General features: G+C 38.8%; 22 protein-coding genes, 1 tRNA gene and 1 CRISPR repeat array. Of the genes, 11 read left to right on the forward strand and 12 right to left on the reverse strand.

Annotation, left to right across the window (positions count from 1 at the left end; genetic code table 11):
* Positions 1–160 precede the first annotated feature (160 nt).
* Positions 161–861: a CRISPR direct-repeat array (repeat unit 37 nt; unit sequence ATTGCAATTTCACATACTCCCTATTAGGGATTGAAAC).
* A gap of 96 nt (positions 862–957) precedes the next feature.
* On the forward strand, positions 958–1,749 hold the full coding sequence (locus H6G68_RS24140) for a TIGR01548 family HAD-type hydrolase (RefSeq protein WP_190908916.1): 792 nt from the start codon (positions 958–960) through the stop codon (positions 1,747–1,749).
* A 138-nt stretch (positions 1,750–1,887) separates the two neighbouring features.
* Entirely contained in the window at positions 1,888–2,079 is a 192-nt protein-coding gene (locus H6G68_RS24145; RefSeq protein WP_339327889.1) for a hypothetical protein, read from the forward strand.
* 233 nt (positions 2,080–2,312) lie between these two features.
* On the opposite strand, the gene H6G68_RS24150 is transcribed toward H6G68_RS24145, so the two are convergent.
* Complete coding sequence (locus H6G68_RS24150; RefSeq protein WP_190908917.1) at positions 2,313–5,102, reverse strand: HAD-IIIC family phosphatase; 2,790 nt, start codon at positions 5,100–5,102, stop codon at positions 2,313–2,315.
* 231 nt (positions 5,103–5,333) lie between these two features.
* Between H6G68_RS24150 and H6G68_RS24155 the strand changes: the two genes are divergently transcribed.
* The gene (locus H6G68_RS24155; RefSeq protein WP_190908918.1) at positions 5,334–5,867 is read left to right on the forward strand and encodes a dihydrofolate reductase; all 534 of its coding nucleotides are present in this window, start codon (positions 5,334–5,336) and stop codon (positions 5,865–5,867) included.
* 20 nt (positions 5,868–5,887) lie between these two features.
* On the opposite strand, the gene H6G68_RS24160 is transcribed toward H6G68_RS24155, so the two are convergent.
* The 3 genes from H6G68_RS24160 to gcvT all read right to left on the reverse strand — a co-directional run bounded on the left by H6G68_RS24160 (position 5,888) and on the right by gcvT (position 8,756).
* Positions 5,888–6,688 carry a tetratricopeptide repeat protein gene (locus H6G68_RS24160; protein WP_190908919.1) on the reverse strand — a complete coding sequence of 267 codons (801 nt, stop codon included), beginning with the start codon at positions 6,686–6,688 and terminating at the stop codon, positions 5,888–5,890.
* A gap of 457 nt (positions 6,689–7,145) precedes the next feature.
* Positions 7,146–7,538 (reverse strand): glycine cleavage system protein GcvH, encoded by a 393-nt coding sequence (gene gcvH / locus H6G68_RS24165; protein WP_190908920.1) that lies wholly within the window; start codon positions 7,536–7,538, stop codon positions 7,146–7,148.
* 81 nt (positions 7,539–7,619) lie between these two features.
* Complete coding sequence (gcvT, locus tag H6G68_RS24170; protein ID WP_190908939.1) at positions 7,620–8,756, reverse strand: glycine cleavage system aminomethyltransferase GcvT; 1,137 nt, start codon at positions 8,754–8,756, stop codon at positions 7,620–7,622.
* Positions 8,757–8,987: 231 nt separating this feature from the next.
* On the opposite strand from gcvT, the gene H6G68_RS24175 reads away from it, so the two are divergent.
* The gene (locus H6G68_RS24175) at positions 8,988–9,488 is read left to right on the forward strand and encodes a pentapeptide repeat-containing protein (protein WP_190908921.1); all 501 of its coding nucleotides are present in this window, start codon (positions 8,988–8,990) and stop codon (positions 9,486–9,488) included.
* Between the two features lie 185 nt (positions 9,489–9,673).
* On the opposite strand, the gene H6G68_RS24180 is transcribed toward H6G68_RS24175, so the two are convergent.
* The 3 genes from H6G68_RS24180 to hisF form a co-directional block, all read right to left on the reverse strand.
* Positions 9,674–9,746 (reverse strand) — tRNA-Ala (locus H6G68_RS24180).
* A gap of 94 nt (positions 9,747–9,840) precedes the next feature.
* Entirely contained in the window at positions 9,841–10,032 is a 192-nt protein-coding gene (locus H6G68_RS24185; RefSeq protein ID WP_071190342.1) for a hypothetical protein, read from the reverse strand.
* 102 nt (positions 10,033–10,134) lie between these two features.
* Positions 10,135–10,905: an imidazole glycerol phosphate synthase subunit HisF gene (hisF, locus tag H6G68_RS24190; RefSeq protein WP_190908922.1), complete on the reverse strand. Its 771-nt coding sequence runs from the start codon at positions 10,903–10,905 to the stop codon at positions 10,135–10,137.
* Between the two features lie 155 nt (positions 10,906–11,060).
* Here hisF and ruvB point away from each other — a divergent pair, with 155 nt between their 5' ends.
* A complete protein-coding gene (gene ruvB, locus H6G68_RS24195) occupies positions 11,061–12,182 on the forward strand; it encodes a Holliday junction branch migration DNA helicase RuvB (protein ID WP_190908923.1) in 1,122 nt (373 codons plus the stop codon).
* A 527-nt stretch (positions 12,183–12,709) separates the two neighbouring features.
* A complete protein-coding gene (locus H6G68_RS24200; protein WP_190908924.1) occupies positions 12,710–13,114 on the forward strand; it encodes a thiol-disulfide oxidoreductase DCC family protein in 405 nt (134 codons plus the stop codon).
* 8 nt (positions 13,115–13,122) lie between these two features.
* Here H6G68_RS24200 and H6G68_RS24205 read toward each other — a convergent pair whose 3' ends face one another.
* Positions 13,123–13,674 (reverse strand): hypothetical protein, encoded by a 552-nt coding sequence (locus H6G68_RS24205; protein ID WP_190908925.1) that lies wholly within the window; start codon positions 13,672–13,674, stop codon positions 13,123–13,125.
* Positions 13,675–13,710: 36 nt separating this feature from the next.
* Entirely contained in the window at positions 13,711–14,151 is a 441-nt protein-coding gene (locus H6G68_RS24210) for a hypothetical protein (RefSeq protein WP_190908926.1), read from the reverse strand.
* 463 nt (positions 14,152–14,614) lie between these two features.
* Between H6G68_RS24210 and gcvP the strand changes: the two genes are divergently transcribed.
* On the forward strand, positions 14,615–17,506 hold the full coding sequence (gene gcvP, locus H6G68_RS24215) for an aminomethyl-transferring glycine dehydrogenase (protein WP_190908927.1): 2,892 nt from the start codon (positions 14,615–14,617) through the stop codon (positions 17,504–17,506).
* A gap of 92 nt (positions 17,507–17,598) precedes the next feature.
* On the opposite strand, the gene H6G68_RS24220 is transcribed toward gcvP, so the two are convergent.
* Positions 17,599–18,177 (reverse strand): RNA polymerase subunit sigma-24, encoded by a 579-nt coding sequence (locus H6G68_RS24220; RefSeq protein WP_190908928.1) that lies wholly within the window; start codon positions 18,175–18,177, stop codon positions 17,599–17,601.
* Positions 18,178–19,234: 1,057 nt separating this feature from the next.
* The gene (locus tag H6G68_RS24225; protein WP_190908929.1) at positions 19,235–19,636 is read right to left on the reverse strand and encodes a GxxExxY protein; all 402 of its coding nucleotides are present in this window, start codon (positions 19,634–19,636) and stop codon (positions 19,235–19,237) included.
* A gap of 343 nt (positions 19,637–19,979) precedes the next feature.
* On the opposite strand from H6G68_RS24225, the gene H6G68_RS24230 reads away from it, so the two are divergent.
* The 4 genes from H6G68_RS24230 (at position 19,980) to H6G68_RS24240 (ending at position 21,632) form a co-directional block, all read left to right on the forward strand.
* Positions 19,980–20,228 (forward strand): FitA-like ribbon-helix-helix domain-containing protein, encoded by a 249-nt coding sequence (locus tag H6G68_RS24230; protein WP_190908930.1) that lies wholly within the window; start codon positions 19,980–19,982, stop codon positions 20,226–20,228.
* 3 nt (positions 20,229–20,231) lie between these two features.
* Positions 20,232–20,663: a type II toxin-antitoxin system VapC family toxin gene (locus H6G68_RS24235; protein ID WP_190908931.1), complete on the forward strand. Its 432-nt coding sequence runs from the start codon at positions 20,232–20,234 to the stop codon at positions 20,661–20,663.
* A 21-nt stretch (positions 20,664–20,684) separates the two neighbouring features.
* Complete coding sequence (locus H6G68_RS27405; RefSeq protein WP_479686163.1) at positions 20,685–20,837, forward strand: toxin-antitoxin system TumE family protein; 153 nt, start codon at positions 20,685–20,687, stop codon at positions 20,835–20,837.
* Between the two features lie 168 nt (positions 20,838–21,005).
* Positions 21,006–21,632, forward strand: a complete 627-nt coding sequence (locus H6G68_RS24240) for an FMN-dependent NADH-azoreductase (RefSeq protein WP_190908932.1) — start codon at positions 21,006–21,008, stop codon at positions 21,630–21,632.
* Between the two features lie 225 nt (positions 21,633–21,857).
* On the opposite strand, the gene H6G68_RS24245 is transcribed toward H6G68_RS24240, so the two are convergent.
* On the reverse strand, positions 21,858–22,727 hold the full coding sequence (locus tag H6G68_RS24245) for an SDR family oxidoreductase (RefSeq protein ID WP_190908933.1): 870 nt from the start codon (positions 22,725–22,727) through the stop codon (positions 21,858–21,860).
* Positions 22,728–22,783: the final 56 nt, after the last annotated feature.

The following is a 22,783-nucleotide window of genomic DNA, read 5'->3' on the forward strand; positions in this document are numbered from 1 at the left end:
GGCATCTCTAACGCTTATTTTAGCGTACCAGCCAGCTACCTTTGCATTGGGGCATCTCACTTTTAAAAGCAGTGGCAGTAACACTTTAGCTATTTCCGGAGATGTCTATTAGGGATTGAAACCAAACAATCCGTATCCTGTCCCAAAAATAACTTCATCTATTGCAATTTCACATACTCCCTATTAGGGATTGAAACGTTCGCCGTACAGGACAACAAATTATTGCAAATCAATCAGATTGCAATTTCACATACTCCCTATTAGGGATTGAAACATCGTCCATCCCTAGTTTCCGGGCGATGCGTTCCCAAATTGCAATTTCACATACTCCCTATTAGGGATTGAAACATTAATTCTTTCTTGGGAAAAACTAGAAACTCTAGATTATTGCAATTTCACATACTCCCTATTAGGGATTGAAACGTTGGTGAGGAGAGCATGATATGCGAAGAATGTGCCGAATTGCAATTTCACATACTCCCTATTAGGGATTGAAACCCAGATTATTACTTTGCTATCTTCACGAAAGACGGCAAATTGCAATTTCACATACTCCCTATTAGGGATTGAAACGGAGAAGATGATACGTAAACAGCATCATACATCCATTGCAATTTCACATACTCCCTATTAGGGATTGAAACTCAGATTCAAAAACAATATGAATTTCTCAATGGATATTGCAATTTCACATACTCCCTATTAGGGATTGAAACCAATCGCGTCAATCAGTCGGCTTGCGATTTCTGTCATTGCAATTTCACATACTCCCTATTAGGGATTGAAACTCACTCATCACAATCCAAACTATTTTAATGACCATGATTGCAATTTCACATACTCCCTATTAGGGATTGAAGCTATAGCAAAATGACAAATTCAGGATTTCTACATTAGGGATTAAAACACAGTCCAAATTCTGGAATATGATGAGGATTACAGTTATTATTTGCTTCCATGACCAAACAAACAAATACAATAGTCATTTTTGATATAGATGGAGTAATCCGTGATGTCGGAGGCTCATATCGCCGCGCTTTAGCAGATACTGTAGAGCATTTTACCCACCAGGCTTATCGTCCCACACCTGTAGATATCGACAACCTGAAATCAGAAGGGATTTGGAATAACGATTGGGAAGCTTCCCAAGAATTCATTTACCGCTATTTTGTCAGTCAAGGAACAACCCGCGCACAACTGCAATTAGATTATGAAAGTATAGTTACCTATTTTCAAACTCGTTACCGGGGTACAGATTCAGAAAATTGGAATGGATATATTTGTAACGAACCTTTATTAGCACAGCCTGGTTATTTTCAAGAACTAACCCAATCTGGTATTTGTTGGGGATTTTTCAGTGGTGCTACTCGCGGTTCGGCTACCTATGTCTTAGAAAAACGCTTGGGTTTACATTCTCCCGTCTTGATAGCAATGGAAGACGCACCTGGTAAACCTGATCCTACAGGACTTTTTGCAACCATTCGTCTATTAGCAAATGGACAGGATAAAAAACAAACAGTTATTTATGTGGGTGATACGGTAGCGGATATGTACACCGTCGAAAAAGCCAGGGTTTTAGATAATTCTCACACTTGGATTGCTGTGGGAGTTTTACCACCCCATGTACAAGAAACAGCAACGCGACGTGATGCATATACTGAAACGTTAATTCAAGCCGGGGCAAATATAGTATTGAGTAATGTGCAGGAATTGACTTTCAAGCAAATTAAGGAAATGCAAACAGAATAAATGTTTTAAGATGAATCAAGCGATGGCTTCAAAATTGATTAGAGGATGTTTTAAAAGTCCTCTCCTTGGTAGCAAAACGTTTCAGATCCCTCTAAATCCACGCCACTTGCTACAAGTCGGGAAACCCGCCCAAATGGGATGGCTTTTGCTTTGTTTGAGATGAAGTTAGTTTTAGCAACTGTCTTGTCTCAATGGGAGATGGAAATGGTTGATACTGAACCTATACAACCAGCAAGGAAGGGCGCTTTATTAGGTCCCGGTGGTGGTGTCAATATGGTTTTGAGGGGGAAACGTTTGCAAAATCAGCCAGTTCTGCAAACTAGCCGTTAGTTGAGGTTTTTGAGGTGCGTTAGCGTAGCTTACCGTAGGTATCGCTTGGAGTCTGGAAGTGTGAGAGCGATCGCATCTCTGTAGGCTTGAGAATTATAGTTATACCGTTTCTTTATGAGGCTGCGCTAAATTTCTTTAGCTCTTTCTTTGTGTAATTTACGTCCTTTGAGGTTAATTATATAATTCGGCGCATCTTCATACAGAATTGGTATTACGTCCAAATATCGTTATAACTACACAAACTCTGGCAAACGTAACTGCATTTTTATGTACCCAAGCTTTTCAGGAGCGTTCGCTACTTGAGCTTTAAGAACAGATGATTGATTTTGTGAAAAACCCATTTTTAAAAGAAATGTTTTGACCTGCTCATTTCTTTGTCCTGAACAGTAAGGCGCAATAATTGTTTTTAACCCTTGCTGTTCAGCCAAATCAAAAATGCTAACTAAAAAGGATTGCTCTACTCCACGTCCCAAAGCACGACAGCTAATCAGAAATGTATCTATAAATAAACCTTCGTCGTTTTTCTTGACAATTGCTGCACCAACTAGACCATAATCACCAAATCGGTCTTTAAGATTTAGCACAATAATAGAGCAAGATGTATAAATGTCTTGAATTTCAGGTAAAGATCGGCGAATTAGTGAAAGATTAAACTGATTCGTTTTCTGAGTCAATTGCGCTACGCGTGGTAAATCTCTTTCTTGAGCAGTCCGTATTTCTACAACTAGTTGTAAAGATTCTAAATAACTCTCAAGATTAGATATGCTCTTCTGCAATTCCCGGCGTTCTTGCTCTTGAGTGATTAATTCTGTTCGTATTGTATCTTCAATTGTAATATTGCAAGAATCAAAACACCATAGCTGGGAAAAATGTTTAACATAATTTTCTAGCTGCTTTGGCATTCTCACAACTGTTACCTCTGGAACATTAACCTCCACTTCCAGGCATTCAATAGGAGAATCATCGACGAAGACGAAAGAATCTAAACCCACGTTTAATTCTTTGCTCAGTTCGCGCACATTGACAGATTTTGCGTTCCAGTTAATTCGATAAGCAGCGATATCGGAACGTCGCAGAAGCATTTCTGGATGATTATCAAATACATTCCAGACATCTGCTTCCTCATTTTTGCTAACGAGTACAAGGAGAATACCGCGCTTTTTTATATCGAGGATCATTTCCTGAAAGAGACGAAAACTCCGTCCGGGATAATCATCACTCAGAATTATGCCATCAATGCCATCCTCTCCCACTATGCCGCCCCAAAGAATACCATCACAATCCAGAGCTATCACTTTTTTAGCTGGTAGAAGTATTCTATGTGTCAAGCGGGTAAGTGTAATCCCCAGTTGTTGATAGACAGCCTGTGAATACGGAGCGCGAGCGATAGCTTCCAATGAAGCATCTTGTGAATTCTGCCGTCCAATTTCTTCAACAACTTGAGCAAAATCTAAAATATGAATTCCTTCTATTTTTTCTAATTTCTCCTGCCACCAAAAGCGCAGTTTATCTACCTGTTGATATTTCCCATAAAAAAATGGTGAAACTGCTGGGGGCAAGTTTGAGACAATCAGACCCTTTTTCTTAGCAACATAACTCCTGATCGCATCTAACAGTTGACTACTGCGAATCAATCCGTCCTGATCTCCATCAGATATTAAATCTTCCGGGCGAGTCAGCACGACATTTAAACCATTGATGTTATTAACAAACAGGCTATCAGGAGACAGAAGAGTTGTTTCTAATTGATTAAATTCACCAAACTCAACAGAAAAGGGAATGCCGAAGGCTCGACACCAGAGATCTAAGGTAGAACCTAGTGGTTGTGCTGTAAAACTAGCAGCTATGATAATCTTTTTATCACTTTCTGCTATTGATTCCCGAAAACGACGGGCAAGTACTTGAGTTACCTGATCTGGATCGTAAAGAGGGAAAAGTTCTGGATTAATGGGAATTTCAGGATCTTTACTAAGAGCAGTAGCAGTTGCCAAACTATTTGGTAATTTATTATCTGTATGAAGATTAATCAATTGCTTAATTGACTGACGGGAATTTAGATTAAAGATGTCTTGTGCAGGAATACGAACGGAAAACCGGTCATATAATGAAGCAGCAATTGACATTTTAGCTAGGGAATCCCATGCCATACAATTTTCACTATTTAGATCATCTGATATCTCTTCTGGTAACAAACGAATAGCATTAGAAATTATTTCATTCAATTCTGATAGAGCTATTGGCTGAAGTGAAGACTTTGCCTTAGACTCATCCCCCAACTCATTTCGTTTGCGAAGCAGAACAGCAGGATTACCGCCCCAGACTTCACCCCGACCGATACGAGTGAAAGGAATTACATTACTACCTACTTCTACTATGGCATCCTCTTCAATTTTTACGCCCATTCCGATTCGGCTATTACCGCCAATAGTAGTGCGGTCTCCAATCGTAATTGGTTCGGAAATATATTTCACTTTTCCATCAGATGTATTGAGAGCATGAGCAACCAAATGGCATTCGCTACCAATAACAACATTGTTGCCAATGTATGTCAAATCTGGATCTTGCGGCCAAGTAACTACCACAGAATTTTTACCAATATGCACCTTTGGAGAATAAGCTTGCATTACCAGATTCCTCAGCCATTTCCATCCAGTTGGGTTCAATTTGAAATAATTCACCAATGGCAAAGTATCAAGCACTAACATTAATTTATATGAGATAGATACAGGTGATAATTTAATTAGTAATAGCAAATCCTTAAGGACATTAATTTCGCTAAATCTTGGCTTATTAACAGATAAAAATAGAAGCTTTGTCAGCAATGCACTCAGTGAAATAAAGGTCAACAACCAGAAAAAATAAAGGATTGGAAATATTGCCACTATCACCAGAGTATTTGGTTCTGGAAAAATACTAGAAATAATCCAAGCATCAAGCAGCGCAGCTATAACAACCAAAAACAAGGGATACAAAAATTTGATAGTTTCAATGATTAGTACAGAAAGTATTTTGATTAGTTTCATAGTAGATTTTCCTAATAGGTTGATGCTGGACACATTAAGCCATAATGAGTCATAATCGTATTTTCTGGTTAATTTACGATGTATACCAGAAAACCGCCCCATAAAGTTAAAACATAGGTATTTCCGTTTATAAGTGCTTAGGTTAATTTCAAAAACTTATGTTTAATTCTCAAAAACCTCAAAATAGTAAAGAGAATTACCTTTACTTCAAGAATAAGGATATTGTCAATTATGCCTCTTATTAGCCTGATTGCAGCCATTTCCGAAAATCGGATTTTAGCAGACTCAACAAAAGAACATATTAATGTGGGTATTCCTTGGAATATTCCCAGTGATGTCCATTATTTTCAGAAAATTACCTGGCGGCATCCTGTGATTATGGGACGCAAAACTTATACTGCTTTCTATACACCGCTGCCAAATCGCACAAATATAATCGTTACCAGAGATGCTAATTTTAAAGCTCCTGGCTGTGTTGTTTTTAATTCACTGCAAGAGGCGATTGAATGGGCGAAAATGAGCGAAACAGAAGAAATATTTATTGCTGGTGGTGGACAAATTTATGCTGAGGCAATCAAATTTGCTGATAAGCTTTATTTAACTATTGTGGAAGGTAATTTTGTTGGCGATATTTACTTTCCTGAGTTTGCAAATTTTGGCAAAGTAACCAAAGAACAGCATTCGCAGGAAAATGGCTTTCAGTTTAAGTTTGTGGAGATTGAAAGGTGCGTTAATGAGGTAACGCAACCCACGATCATGGGATAATTTATTTTTTGGAAATTCCCTTACTGCAATTTCAAGAACTTATCCAACGCTGCTACCATACTGGGAGGCCAACGGCGGATATTTGTCACCCAGTTCATATCTTTGTAGCGGGTATCGAGTCCATACGCTGCTACCCAGTTGCTTTCTGCTTCCCCTTTTTGTCCACTTACCCAATAAGCGGCTGTTAAAGCTGCACGCATATCAGCAAATTGGGGATATTTACGGACTATATTTCGCATTTCTCGGATGGCTTTGTCTGTTTGATTGGTTTCATATAAAGCCAAGGCATAATTAGCTCTAGCAAAGGCAAAATTGGGGGAGATTGCTGAGGCTTTTTGATAATCTGCGATCGCATCTTGCCATTTTCCCAAACCTGTTTTGGCGTTACCCCGATTGTTGTAAGCCATGGCATCGTTAGGATCTAGTTCTAAAACATGATTATAATCTGCGATCGCATCTTCCCATCTTCCCAAACCTTCCAAGGCTGTCCCCCGATTTAAATAAGGGTCTGTTACATTGGGCGCTAGTTCTACAGCTTTGTTATAATCTGTCAATGCTGTTTCTAACTTATTTTGACTGACACGAGAATTACCACGATTACTCCATGCTCCGGCATTAGTGGGAAATTTTTCAATAATTTCTGTCCAATAAGCTTCCGCAGTGACAAAATCACCTTTCTCAGTAGCTGCAAATGCCTTAGTTGCTAATTCATCTCCTGCTTGTAACTGTTCTTGGGTAATAGGTTGTGATTCTGCAAATACTGGTGTACTCCAGCCAAACACCAGTAACAGACTCAGGAAAATACTAATTAATTTAATCATCTAACTCTCTGCGATATGCAACAGAATTAATGATAAAGCAATCTTCAATTATTAGTGAATAACAAAATACCCAAGTTCTCTAAGAAGGTGTAGGTTCTGTGAGAACTAATTGTTGAAAACACGTAAGAATTCAGGAATCAGGAGTCAGGAGGAAGAATTAGAAGAAGATAAGAATAATCTTGAACCTGAAAAAGTGATAGGTTTTTGATAGTTTCAACACTTATTTCTTGCACCTGATTCACCTTTTTTAACCTTTAAACTCTTGATATATCTAGGTTTTAGGTTTATTAAGCAAGCCCTAAATATCTAAAAATTGGGGTATCTACAGCAAAAATAATCTGTAAAGTTCACGAGTGAAAACCAAAGTAATCTGGAAGAAGATGAAATTAAACTTCTAAAATGTAAAGACATTTCCTAAAACATCTCTACATTTTAGATTTGGTGAATTTTGAATTATTTACACGCCTTCTACCAAAGCACTATACTCATCTGCCGTCAAGGAATCCTCAAAAACTTCTCCTGGGTCATTGACACGCAGTTTCAGGAACCAGCCTTGACCATAGGGGTCATCTCCTATATCTTCAGGAGAGTCAATCAATTCCTCATTGCGTTCTACTACTGTACCAGAAACGGGTGAATTCAGTGTTTCAACCGCTTTTACGGACTCAATAGTACCAATGCTATCTCCCTTAGACACAGCATCACCAATCTCTAGTAGATCTAAAAATACAATATCACCCAATTGGTTTAGGGCATACTGAGTAATACCAATGGTGGCGATATCGCCATCTAACCGTGCATATTCATGAGAATCTAGATATCGCAAATCATCCGGATATTCCAAAGACATACTACTTCCTCTTCCACATTAAAAAATTAGCGTTACCACAGTAACCTAAAATACATTATTCCTCAAAAACAGCAAAGGTTATCATTTAGTGACACGATTTTTTGAGCGATAAAATGGACGCTTCACAACTACCGTAGGATAAGCTTTGCCGCGAATTTCCACTTCTAGTTGCTGTTTGACAGTTGCTAACTGGGTGGGAACGTAAGCTAAGGCGATTGGATAGCCTAGTGTGGGTGAGAAAGTACCACTAGATATTTCTCCTACTACTTGCCCTGATGATAATACTGGGTAGCCGTGACGGGCGATGTTGCGGGCTTGGGTTTGTAAACCTACAAGCTGACGCTGCACTCCCTCAGTTTTTTGCTGTTCTAAAACAGTACGCCCAATAAAATTGCCTTTGGTATCTAAATGGACTAACCATCCCAAACCAGCCTCTAAGGGTGTGGTGGTATCGTCGATATCTTGCCCATAAAGCGCCATTGCTGCTTCGAGACGGAGAGTATCTCGACAACCAAGCCCACAGGGTACGATACCAATATTATATAGACTTTGCCATAATTTTATCCCTACTTCGGGATCTACCATGACTTCAAAGCCATCTTCACCTGTGTAGCCTGTGCGGGCTAAGAATGCGGGTTCTCCAAAGATGGTTGTTTCTAAATGCCCAAAGGCTTTGATTGGGGATAAGTCCGCTGTCACTAAAGATTGAAGTTGCTTCGTAGCTGTTGGCCCCTGAACTGCAATTAAGACTTTATCCCGTGAGAGATCTTGAAATTCAATTGTATCAGTATCCAGATGTGTCAAGATCCAGCTTTTGTCTTTATCAGTAGTTGAGGCATTGACGATAATTACTAACTTTTCAATACCAGCGTTATCTGTACCTTGGTAGTAAATAATGATATCGTCAATAATTCCGCCTTGGGGATTTAACAATACTGTGTATTGTGCTTGACCTGGTTGCAGACGACTCAAATCTGAGGGAACTAAATTTTGCAGCTGAGAGATCAGGTTTTTCCCTTGGAGGGTAAATTTGCCCATGTGGGAAATATCGAACATTCCAGCGGTGTTTCTGACAGCTTGGTGTTCTTGGGTGATACCGCTATATTGTACGGGCATTTCCCAGCCACCAAAGCTAGTAAAGCGGGCTTTGAGTTCTATACCCGTTGAATATAAAGGGGTTCGCGCTAGAGGGGAGGCAGCGCGGTCTTGGGGAGCCAGTCCGTTGCGGGGGTTTCCCCCGTTGAAGGAACTGGCGTGGTTTCCCCCATGAGCGACTGCCGACGAGGTGATACTTTCTTGATTAGTCACAGGTAGTTAGTTCTGCGTGCGATTGCACCTCAACATCTATCTATCCTACGAGATGGTTTCTAATTTAGCAGACTTTCTCCACTCCTTCCTTAGTGCGGTTTAATAATGAATAGTGGAATTGTTGAGATTTATTAAGCAAAGATGACTACTTATTGGCAAATATTGGCTAGTTTTGTTTTAGCTGTGGTGCTGTTTGTGTTTCCTCTATCAGCACAAGCCGCAAGTTCTTCTAGTGTGACTAGTTCTCTGATTAATAAGGGAGACGTTGGAAAGGACTATTCTGGTCAAAGTTTAGTCGGGACTGAGTTTACTAGCGTGAAGTTAGAGAAGACTAACTTTAGCAATGCTGATTTACGCGGTGCCGTGTTTAACGGTGCTTTGTTAGAGGGTGTAAATCTGCATGGAGTCGATTTTAGTCAAGGGATTGCTTATCTATCAAGGTTTAAAAACTCTGATTTTAGTGATGCGGTATTTACAGATGCCATGATGCTACGTTCAACTTTTGATGATATTGATATCACTGGGGCTGATTTCAGCAATGCCATTTTAGACATGACACAGGTGAAAAAACTCTGTACAACAGCTAGTGGTATCAACTCTAAAACTGGTGTAGACACTCGTGAGTCTTTAGGATGTAAGTAGAATTCCCTGCTTTTAAGTTTCCCCCCCACAAAACAGCGGGGGAACTTAGATTACTTTAATTGTTCTCCTAAAAATAAATTATCCAATTTCACCACATCAAAACGACTTTTTCTCCCCCCGCTCCCTGCTCCCTGCGCCTCTGCCCTAAAAGCGATCGCATATTTTTTTATTTAAAAGTTTCTAAATGGAGCTAAGGAGAATCGAACTCCTGACCTCTTGAATGCCATTCAAGCGCTCTACCAACTGAGCTATAACCCCGATAATTGCATTTTTTATAATGCCTTAATGATTAGTATTTTGTCAAGCCTTTATTGATTAAATGTGAAATTTTATTTATCATCCTCAGCAGTTGTTAAGAAACTTGCAGCAAATAGCTCATACAATGCCCCATGAGAAAATACACTACTAACATAGCCGCAGCAGCTACGGCAACTAATGTACCAGCCAACATCAAAGAAAATTCTTTGTGTTCAACAGCCTTCTCCATGAGGTGTAGCGACCAGGCTACCAGCGCTACATCAAAAATTAAAATAGGAATCAACATATTTCTTAATATTACTTCATACTTGTAAATTTATATTAACACTCTTTTGGCAAACTGTGTCTAACCTTGGGTAGATGTGGTTGATTCCTATCCCTTTCCTCATCAAGGTAATCGTACGGAAACAGAGCGATCGCGTAAATAATTTTTGATTTGGGCGACGCTTAATTGGCCAAAATGTAACAGAGATGCTAATAATGCCGCTTCGGCTTTACCGACTGTCAAAGCCTCATGGATGTGTTCACAATTGCCAGCACCACCAGAAGCAATAACGGGAACTTCTACAGCTTGAGCGATCGCTCGCGTTAACTCTAGGTCATAACCGGCTTGAGTACCATCGGCATCCATACTCGTTACTAACAATTCACCTGCCCCCCGTTTTACAACTTCTTGCGCCCACAGTAAGGCATCAATGCCAGTATTTTCTCTGCCACCACGAACGTACACATCCCACCCAGGATTAGTGGGGTCAACTCTGCGCCTAGCATCAATAGCAACAACTATGCATTGATTACCAAAGCGATCGCTTGCCCGATTGATCAAGTTTGGGTCGCGGACTGCCGCAGAATTAATACTAACTTTGTCAGCCCCTGCTCGTAACAAACCTTTAACATTTTCTAAGGTTTGGATACCACCACCCACAGTTAAGGGAATAAAGACCTGTTCAGCAGTTCGGTAAACCACATCAATAATCGTATCCCGGTCTTCATGAGTCGCCGTAATATCCAGAAACACTAACTCATCAGCACCAGCTTCGTTATAAACCTTGGCTAGTTCTACGGGATCACCGGCATCCTTAAGATCAATAAAGTTAACTCCTTTAACAACCCGTCCCGCCTTGACATCCAAGCAAGGTAAAATTCTTTTAGATAACATAATGACTTTCATTCTCCAGGTAATTGCCGGAATTTAAATTCTAAATTGCCTTGCGTATTTCTAACCGAAAATTTTTGAGCCGATACGATATGAGGAAGTAATGGTTCCCATCTCCAATCCGAAGTCTAAAATCTAAAATCCCCAATAGCTGAATTATGGCGATAATCTCCTCGAAAAAAAGCGGACAAGAACCCAACGGACAACCAAAGCAGCAGCGGGAGTCACCAAAAGCACGTTCTGGGCAAAATAAGGCCCCTTCAGAAGAGAATCTTTTGCTCTCAGAAGCAGCTATTGATGAAGAAGGGAAGCAAGAAGAGAGTATTCGACCCCAGCGATTTGCTGATTACATTGGCCAAAAAGACTTAAAGGATGTTTTAGAAATTGCCATTAAAGCTGCTAAGTCTAGGGCTGAAGTACTGGATCACCTATTGCTATATGGTCCGCCAGGATTGGGTAAAACCACAATGGCGATGATTTTAGCATCAGAAATGGGAGTAAATTGCAAAATTACCAGCGCTCCTGCTTTAGAACGTCCACGGGATATAGTCGGGTTACTGGTAAACCTCAAAGCCGGAGATGTGCTGTTTATTGATGAAATTCATCGGCTTTCGCGGATGACAGAAGAAATTCTCTATCCAGCGATGGAAGATTATCGCTTAGATATTACTGTCGGTAAGGGTTCTGGCGCTAGGATTAGAAGTATACCCCTGGTTAAGTTTACCTTGGTGGGAGCAACAACCCGTGTCGGTGCGCTAACATCACCTTTGCGCGATCGCTTTGGCTTAATTCAAAAACTGCGATTTTATGAAGTTGACGAACTCAGTCAAATTGTCCTCCGCACTGCTGAGTTATTACAAACTCCGGTCAATTTAGATGGTGCTAACGAAATTGCCAAACGTTCACGGGGAACTCCCAGAATTGCGAATAGATTACTGAAACGGGTACGTGATTATGCTGAAGTTAAATTATCAGGAGAAATTACAGAAACCGTTGCGGCTGAAGCATTGCAACTATTTCAAGTAGACCCTTGTGGGTTAGATTGGACCGATAGAAAAATGTTAACTGTAATCATTGAAAACTTTAATGGTGGTCCAGTAGGATTAGAAACCATTGCTGCTGCAACTGGAGAAGACACCCAAACCATTGAAGAAGTTTATGAACCGTATTTAATGCAAATTGGCTATTTAAGCCGCACTCCTCGCGGTCGAGTCGCCACGACAGCAGCATATAAGCATATGGGATTTAAACCGCCTAATGAGCAATTATCGCTACTATGAGCGCAAATGCGGGGACGCGGGGACAAGTCCTGGACTTGAGACTAAAGTTGAGAATAATATCACCAGGCTGAATATCGCAGTTTCCCGCTGCCATATGTTGAAAATCCCTCTAGTATTTTACACTGGGGGGATTTCGTTGTTAGCCGAGTTAATAGGGTTATAAGTACCTTACAAAGTAATTGTGCAAATCTGGTGGAGCGATTAGAGAAAACCACTGCAAAATACAAGCCGATTTAACCCAATCGGTGGGGGTTGGTTTAAAAAACTCCTCCTTGAGGGTTTCACACGCGTTTCTAATCACGACGTTATAGGCATACATCTACCTTCTTTCTTCCCTATTCTCTATTCCCTGCTTAAATGAGTTGATTTACAAATCAAATCGGATTGCTATATTTTACTTACAGCAGATTGCAGATCAATGAGGTACAGAATCTAAATTGAAACCTAGACACCAAACCAGTTTTACTCCTGACTCCTGACTCCTGAATTCTGCTGTATGTTAACAATTCACCGATTCTGAGAAGAAAATGAAATACTACGTAATTTATGATGGTCAGTGTAATCTTTGTGTTAATTCAGTGCGGTTATTAGAAACCATAGACCAGGGAAAACTATTTAATTATGTTCCCATGCAAGATCCGCAAACATTGGCTAAATGGGGAATTACCGCCCAAGATTGTGAGCAGGGAATGATTTTAATTAATGAGAATCTTTCACAACGTTGGCAGGGTAGCAACGCAATTGAAGAAATTGGACGTTTGTTACCTACTGCGGGTTTTGTAGATATTTATCGTGGTTTACCCGGTATGAAATGGCTGGGGGATAAATTCTATGAACAAATCCGTGATAATCGTTATACTCTATTTGGTAAACGTGATACTTATCAATCTGTTTATTGTGTTGATGGTAGTTGCAACGCGGGAAATAAATAATACGAACTTTAACCAAGATAAGGATACTGTGACGGTTTAATTTTCAATAATTCTATCCAGTATCTTATAGCATTTTGTTTGGTGGTTTCTATATCACGCTGTTTGTGAACCCTGCCTATTTCCATCAAAAAATATGTAAGTTTAATAGCTGTAAATAAATGAATAAACCCCACAGCTTTAAAATGTTGTAAAAATAAATGTTGAATAATTTGTAATTTCTGTTTATGGCGAAAGTACAGCCACCATTGCATTTGATGTATGGCAATAGGATTCTGATAATTTAATATAGTTTCTACTTCAGTTAACTTATCTTTAACTTGATCATAATACTGCATTTCTTGATGATAATCACCAGCTTTATAAGCTAAATCGGCATCATCAGCTAATTGATATGCTTCACTAATTAACTGACCTGCGGTTTCCGCTTGTTTTTCACTATAACCAAGTTTCATATAGATACCAGCGGCTGCTAATGCTAATTCTGTAAACTCCTCAGCATCATGTAACCAATATATCTTTGCTTGTAGTTCTCCCAATATAACGGCTAAACTTTGATTCATAGTTTCCTCTAAAAATTTCTCGGTGATCAATTTTCCTCAAGTCATCTGATGCTCCCGTGTTAATTTGCCATTTGCCTGTTCTTTCATCCATTGAAAGGAAACCAGATTGAGTAAAAGACCAATCATAAATAACAAAATCATCAAGGCGATTTGATACCAAGCGATAGGTTTTACCCATAAATCAGCAACTAGATGGAAAAAATTCATCACTGAATAGAAAACTGTAACGCCAAAGTGAAGCTTTCGATAACGGTTTGATTCACTGAAGATAGTAGCAATCATGATAATCATAGGCACAGCAAAAAAGCCCAGCATTGACCACAGAATCCAGGCAATATTCCCTGTTTCATGAGTGTCAGAAGTAGCAATGTTTTGGTTGTGAAACAGCGGCATTAAACCAAGCTGGGTATGAAACAGAATCCCTAGCAAAAAAACTGTCCACAGTATGATGATTTTCTGGCGATGATTCACAGCCATAGTTATCCTGCTCTTATGTTCAGAGGCTTTTGCTTTTCTCCATAATAGAGAAACAAGTTAAGGTAGTTCATTTAATCACCGCTTTTACCAAATTGCTGCAACAATTCTTGACATAGAAATTCTATGATTAGAAATGGTACTACTCAAATTATTTATGCGGTTAAATCTTTCTTGCTGTACCTCATATCATATCTGGTTAAAGACTTATCATTAGGGAACCGCACGGAGACGCTATTACGCGAAGAGTTTTTTTGATAAGCAATTAGCCGGACTGGATATTAGTTATAATCCCTATGTTCGTGCCAATATCTAGTAAATTTCTTTCCCCCTACTCCCAGCAAGAAAGCCCCCCTGCGGTTCCTCGTTAACCGGAGATGATATTTGAAGGGGGTTTGGCCTGCATAGCCAAGCTATCAGGTAATCATTACAATATATTAATATAGAAGTCTTTGGAGAGCAATTTGTGGTAGCTAATCCCCCTCGTACTCAACCTAGTGATAACAAGATTTTGGCTACAAATAGTCAGAAATTGAGTAACTTTACACAAAGACATATCGGCATTAACACTGAAGATATTCAGCAAATGCTAGAACTATTAGGGTTTTCTAGCTTAGATGCCCTAATTGATCAAACAGTACCACAAGCAATTCGTTTTAATCAAACTCTACAATTACCAGCAGCGCAAAGCGAATATGCTGCACTAGCCAAATTAAAACAGATAGCTGATAAAAATCAAGTTTATCGCTCATTCATCGGCATGGGGTATTACGACTGTATCACCCCCGCAGTTATTCAACGCAACATCTTAGAAAACCCCGGTTGGTATACAGCTTACACACCTTATCAGCCAGAAATTGCCCAAGGACGTTTGGAAGCATTGCTAAATTTCCAAACCATGATTATTGACTTGACTGGTTTAGAAATTGCTAACGCTTCTTTGCTTGATGAAGCGACAGCAGCAGCAGAAGCCATGAGCATGAGTTATGGTATTTGCAAAAATAAAGCAAACAGCTTTTTTGTCTCCCATGAATGTCATCCCCAAACCATTGATGTCTTACAAACTAGAGCCAAACCTTTAGGGATAAATATCATTATCGCAGATCATCAAACATTTGATTTTGCAGAACCGATTTTTGGGGCAATTCTCCAGTATCCTGCTAGTGATGGTACGATTTACGACTACCGTAATTTTATAGCAAAGTCCCATGCTCAGGGTGCATTAGTGACTGTTGCTGCTGATCCTCTTAGCTTATTATTACTCACACCCCCCGGTGAATTAGGGGCTGATATTGCTGTAGGCAGCACACAGCGGTTCGGTATTCCCTTGGGCTTTGGGGGACCACACGCTGCTTATTTTGCCACGAAGGAAGAGTATAAACGGCTAGTTCCAGGACGAATTGTCGGGGTATCAAAAGATATTCATGGTAAACCTGCATACCGTTTAGCTTTGCAAACTCGTGAACAACACATTCGCAGAGATAAAGCCACCAGTAATATTTGCACGGCACAGGTATTATTGGCAGTTATGGCGAGTATGTATGCAGTTTATCATGGCCCAGATGGACTGAGAGGAATAGCCGAAAATATCCACAAATTAACCGCTACTTTAGCAAATGGACTGAAAAAGTTAGGTTATAAAATCAGTTCTGAAAAATTCTTTGATACCTTGCGGGTAGAATTAGGAAATACTAGATTAGAAGCAATTCTTGATGCTGCAAATGAGAGAAATATCAATTTACGGATTTTTGATAATGCAAATGTTGGTATTTCCTTAGATGAAACAACGACACCAGAAGATTTAATCGAACTTTGGCAAATTTTCGCTCTCAAAGATCAATTACCTTTTACTGTCGAAGAATTACCCGTTACCAATTATCCATTTTCACGTCAAAGTAAATATCTCACTCATCCAGTTTTCAACCGTTATCATTCAGAAACTGAGTTATTACGTTATTTACATCAACTAGAAACTAAGGATTTATCATTAACTACATCAATGATTCCCCTGGGTTCTTGCACAATGAAGTTAAATGCAACTTCGGAAATGATTCCTGTAACTTGGGCAGAATTTGGGAAAATACATCCTTTTGCACCAATTTCCCAAACGAGAGGTTATCAAATTCTCTTTCAGCAATTAGAAGCTTGGTTAGGAGAAATTACAGGTTTTTCGGGAATTTCTTTACAACCAAATGCAGGTTCTCAAGGTGAATATTCAGGACTTTTGGTAATTCATGAATATCATCAAAGTCGTGGAGAAGGACATCGAAATATTTGCTTAATTCCTCAATCTGCACATGGAACAAATCCCGCAAGTGCGGTAATGTGTGGAATGAAAGTTGTCGGAATTGCTTGTGATGATCAAGGTAATATTGATGTTGATGATTTAAAAGCTAAAGCCGAAAAATATAGTCATGAACTTGCGGCTTTAATGGTGACATATCCTTCAACTCACGGTGTATTTGAAGAAGCAATTCAGGATATCTGCGCTATTGTTCATAATCACGGTGGACAAGTTTACATGGACGGGGCTAATATGAATGCCCAAGTGGGTATTTGTCGTCCTGGTGATATTGGTGCAGATGTTTGTCATTTGAATTTACACAAAACCTTCTGTATTCCTCATGGTGGTGGTGGACCCGGTATGGGTCCCATTGGTGTCGCTTCCCACCTTGTCCCCTTTTTACCAGGACATTCTGTGGTGAGAATGGGTGGTGATTTGGGTGCTGTTTCTGCTGCACCTTGGGGTAGTGCAAGTATCCTAGTGATTTCTTGGATGTATATTATCATGATGGGTGCAGATGGGTTGACGGAAGCGACCAAAATTGCGATTTTGAATGCTAATTACATCGCTAAGAAATTAGAGTCATATTATCCGGTTTTGTATCAGGGAAAAAATGGTTTGGTGGCACATGAATGTATTTTAGATTTGCGAAGTTTGAAGAAATCAGCGCAGATTGAAATTGATGATGTTGCGAAGCGGTTAATGGATTATGGTTTTCATGCACCTACTGTTTCTTGGCCTGTTGCTGGGACAATTATGGTAGAACCAACGGAAAGTGAATCTAAACAGGAATTAGATAGATTTTGTGATGCTTTGATTGCGATTCGTGAGGAAGTTGCGGCAATTGAATCTGGTAAAATGGACATTCAAGATAATCTTTTGAAAAATGCGCCTCACACTGCGGAAAGTTTGATTGTTGGTGAGTGGAATCATCCCTATTCTCGTGAACAAGCTGCTTATCCTGCACCTTGGAATAAGGAATATAAGTTTTGGCCAAGTGTGGGGAGAATTGACGCTGCTTTTGGGGATAGGAATTTTGTTTGTTCTTGTTTACCGATGGAGGCTTATAGTTAATTAATTGTAGGGTGCGTTAATGAAATGTAACGCACCATTTTGATTTTGTTATTGGAATGGTGTGTTACGCTGGCGGTAACGCACCCTACGGACTATTCTTTACCGCCGCCGAAAAGTTTGTATATTCCATATCCAATAGCGCCCGCAACAGCAACAGGTGCAGCAGCAACTATAGCAGTACCAGCAATCGCACCTCCACCAACAAGACCACCGATACCTGCAAGGGTACTCATAATTGCAGCACCAGAAGCACCAGCCGCTACTGTTACAGCACCAGCGCCAGCTACACCAGCAACAGCCCCGATATTTGTAGCGGTTCTTGCAGCAGAACGAGCATCACGTTCTTCTTGACACAAATCCGGTTGATCTTTAAACAGAGTTTCATTCATAATTTTTGCACCAGCATAAGCAGGACCAGCAGCCAATACCGCAGGAGCGGCGGCCATACCTCCACCTACAACACCACCAGCCGCAGCTAGACCTGAAGTGATTCCTGCTCCTGAAGTTGCAGCAACAGTTAACCCTGTAGCAGCACTGACAGCAGCACCAGCAGCCATACCAGTTTCAGCAACAGCTTTTACTGTTTTAAAATCTTTAACACCCAAACCCTCTTCTACACCTTTTTCAATAACCTTGTCTACAACTTTATCTGTAACATCTTCCCAACTCATAAGCTTATTGCTCCTAATAGAGATCCAATATTATTAAAACATAATCGTCACTACTTGGTATATCAGTATCACTACTGATTTAATCTTGCTGTGTTTTAATTATGTATAAAACATTATACGTATAAAGACGGTTGCTAATATTATGGTTGTTTGTTGAATGATAAAATTGTAATTGTCAGAATCAGGATGTATAGGATTTTAGGATTTACAGGATTGTTATTTGTAAGTTATTGGTGAGATGTTTAAATTGTAATTGTCTGAATCAGGATGTATAGGATTTTAGGATTTACAGGATTGTTATTTGTAGGTTATTGGTGGGATGCTGAAATTGTAATTGTCTGAATCAGGATGTCCAGGATTTAAGGATTTACAGGATTGTTATTGATAAATTGTCTGTGAATATTTGAAGATTATAAAATACAGTTACAGTAATAGTCAAGAATTAACAGCGGATAATTTAACTGATAACTTATCTATCATCCCAAAATCTCTATATTTTATAGACAATCAAACAACTACATCCTGAAAATCCTCTAATCCTGGTTATCCTGATTCAGACAGATTGTTATTGATGAATTTTGTGTGAATATTGAAAGATGAAAAATGATAATTACAATCACAGGATATTATCTCTCATCAAAAAATCGCCATTTTTCCTAAACAATAAAAAAATTATATCCTGTACATCCTCTAATCCTGATTCAGACAGATTGTTATTGATGAATTGTCTGTGAATATTTGAATATTATAAAATACAGTTACACCAACACTCAACAAATAACAACAAATAATTTAACGGATAATTTATTATCTAACATCCTAAAATCTGTACTTCTCATAGACAATCAAACAACAACATCCTGAAAATCCTTTAATCCTGGACATCCTGATTCAGACAATTAAATCCTCAAAATCCCCACTTAAAATAAACAACAACATCCTGAAAATCCTAAAATCCTGGTTATCCTGATTCAGACAATTAAATCCTCAAAATCCCCACTGCAAATAAACAACATCCTGTACATCCTTTAATCCTGGACATCCTGATTCAGACCATTTAACCCTGAAATCTAGGATTAAAAACCTTCTTATATTCCAACTTTAACGCACCAAAATTAATCAATAAACCAACAGGGAAATTATAAGCTACTAAATAATTTTTCGCTTGCGCTAAATGAACATCATCTAAAGAAATAACCGCTTTCAACTCCACCACAACCTGATTTTCAACTATAAAATCCGCTCTTCGTGTTCCTACTTCAATTCCCTCATAATAAATTGTTTGTTCTACCTCTCTTCCAAAACTTAACCCTGATTTTTTGAGTTCAATTTCCATACATCTTTGATAAATAACTTCCTGAAAACCATTTCCCAAAGTTCGGTGTATTTTCATTGCACAGCCATTAATTATATATGTAATTTCGTCTAATTTTAGATTTGGGGTATTAGGTGTTTTCATGAAATTACAGAATTGTGTTTTGTAGGTTGTTGGTAGGACGCTGAAATTATAATTGTCTGAATCAGGATGTCCAGGATTAAAGGATGTACAGGATTGTTGTTTATAAATTGTCTGTGAATATTTGAATATTCTAAAATACCGTTACACTAACAGTCAATAAATAACAGCAAATAATTTATATATCATCCCACAATCTGTATTGTTCATAGACAATAAAACAATTACATCCTGTAAATCCTAAAATCCTGGTTATCCTGATATGGCTTACGCCACGCTTCGCTATCAGACAAAAAAATCAGCTTGATAGTGTATAATAAACATATCTTTTAACTCTCAATTGATTATGACTAATATTACAATCTCTAACCTTGACGATGATCTGAAATATCGGTTACAAAAACGAGCAGAAAAACATGGACATTCTCTAGAACAAGAAATTACAGAAATTCTCCGTCTTGTTCTCATAGAAAATCCTAAAAATCCCATCAATTTAGCAACTCTAATTGAAAACCGTTTTGCAGATTTTGAAGATTTAGAATTACCAGAGATAGTGAGAGAACCGATCCGCACAGTGTCAATATTTGCAGATTAGAAAATGATTATTCTTGATACAAACGTCATTTCAGAACTAATGAAGACTCAAAAATCAGAAATAGTTCGTGAATGGGTAGCAGCACAACCTTTAATGAGTTTGTTTACCACAACAATTACTCAAGCAGAAATTCTTTATGGTATTGCTTTACTTCCAGGAGGAAAACGACGAGAAGAACTTAGTCAAACAGCACAACTAATGTTTTCTGAAGATTTCGCTGGACGAGTTCTTGCTTTTGATCAAAATGCTGCTGTAGCATTTGCTCATATTGCATCTCAAAGACGACAAAATGCTACTCCAATTTCTCAACCTGATGCTCAAATTGCTGCTATTTGTTACACTCATAAAGCAACTATAGCAACACGCAATGTTACTGATTTTGAAGGATGTGGTATTTCCATTATTAATCCTTGGAAGCCTGAATCAATATATTAGCAAAGTGAGAGTGAACAACTAATAAAACGTTGGGATAACGCACCCCATCATCCTGAAATTGCAACCTATACTCATCATTTACATAATGGTTCTGAAGACTCAGTTTTTCCATATTTACCTGTTGATATTGAAGACATTTTAAAACAAGTTTCTGCTGAGATTTTATCCGATTAAATTACTTTTGATTCAGACAAATGTTACTTTTTAGTAAGTTAGTTACTTTTAAGTGCCTACTTGTCAGAATAACTTGACATAGTTTAAAGTCGATGAAGTAAGATTTAGTACATCAATTCCAGCATTAGATAAACGCCTGTAGATGTAGTTTTTTGGAGAATTTTATTTATGGCTAATATCCTTCACATTGACTCTAGTCCACGTGGTGAACGTTCAATTTCACGTACACTTTCCTACGAGTTTATTACTTCTTGGAAAGATACCCATCCTGAAGATACAATAACTTACCGAGATTTAGGTCGTAATCCTGTTCCCCATGTAGATGAATCATGGATTGCTGCTGCTTTTACACCACCCAACGCACGCACACCTGAACTAACTGAAGTAATTTCACTCTCTGATAGCTTAGTTGATGAGTTGCTAGAGGCAGACCGTTACGTTCTTGGCGTACCGATGTACAACCTTAGTGTACCATCTACTTTTAAGGCTTACATTGACCAAATTGTTCGTGTTGGCCGCACCTTTGTAATTGGTGAGAATGGGAGCATCTCAGGTTTAGTTCCTAGCGATAAAAAGCTGCTGGTTATAACCTCTCGTGGTGGTACTTTCCCTCCAGGAACTCCCGCTGCTGCTTATGATTTGCAAGAACCCTATATCCGTGCCATTTTTGGTTTTATTGGCATAACTGATATTACTTTTATCCATGCAGATAGCCTAAATTTAGGTGATGAAGCGCGGGAAAAATCTCTGGAAGCGGCTAAAAATGCGATCGCTCAAGCTGTCGCTAATTGGTAATTTAACATCTATGGAGACGTTCCACGGAATGTCTCTACACCTAAATTCATAATTTGGTGCTGATGTAATTTTTAATGAATTCTGGAGGGTATAAATCTTCGTTACAAAACTTAAATTATAGCAGGAGTCAGGAGTCAGGAGTCAGGAGTCAGGAGTAAAACCCTCTTGTAGTGGGAGTTTCATTATCAATTGATGTCCTAACCACCCTGTCCACGGCTATACCTATTATTTTAATAAATTTTCTAATTCTTCTCTTACAGATAATGGTTGATAACCTAAAGCAAAGGCTTTAGAACTATCTAAGGAAACATCTTTTGGCCTTGGTGCTGCCATTTTCACATCTGCTTGCAAACATGATTTTAATTTATCACTAGGAAGCTGCAAAACTTCCACTAATATTTTACCAAAGTCATAACGGGAAATTCTTTCTTTACCTCCTAAATGAATTATGCCGTTAACTTTTTCTAATGCTAACAATAACCCTTTCGCGGCTGTGTTTGCACTAACTGGTGTCCGAAATTCATCTATAAATAAACTCAGTTCTTTTCCATCTTGCAATATTTGAATAAATTGCTGAATAAAGCTTTTCGCTGTTGGTGTTTCTTTCCCAAACATTAATGGCATTCTGCAAATTGCCGCTTGGGGATATAATTTTAATATACCGACTTCTGCTTGGACTTTTTGTTCACCATAAATATTGACAGGTGAGACTTGATCTATTTCTTTATAAGGTGCTTTTAAACCATCAAAAACTAAGTCGGTGGAGGTAAAAGCTAAAGGTAAAGAATTGTCTGCACAAAGTCCGGCAATTTGACAAGATGTTGTCACGTTTATTGTATGAGATTCCTGGGGATGAAGTTGACAGTAATTCGGTTGAGATTGTGCGGCTGTGTGAATTACTGCATCTGGTTTGATATCATTAAATATACCCTTTAATTCCTGAAAGTCGGTTAAATTAACTTTGACGATTTTGATATCAGGTATTGCTAAAATCTGGGTATGATATGTACCGTAAACTTCCCATTCTTGTTGTGCTAATTGGCAAAGATGCCACCCTAGAAAACCACTAGCACCAGTAATTAGGAGTTTTTGCATATTTCCTCACCAAACTGATCATCTAGTTTTTGGTTATGCAGATGCTTTTGATAACC

This window comes from Anabaena catenula FACHB-362 (genome assembly GCF_014698735.1).
Taxonomy (GTDB): Bacteria; Cyanobacteriota; Cyanobacteriia; order Cyanobacteriales; family Nostocaceae; genus Anabaena; species Anabaena variabilis_A.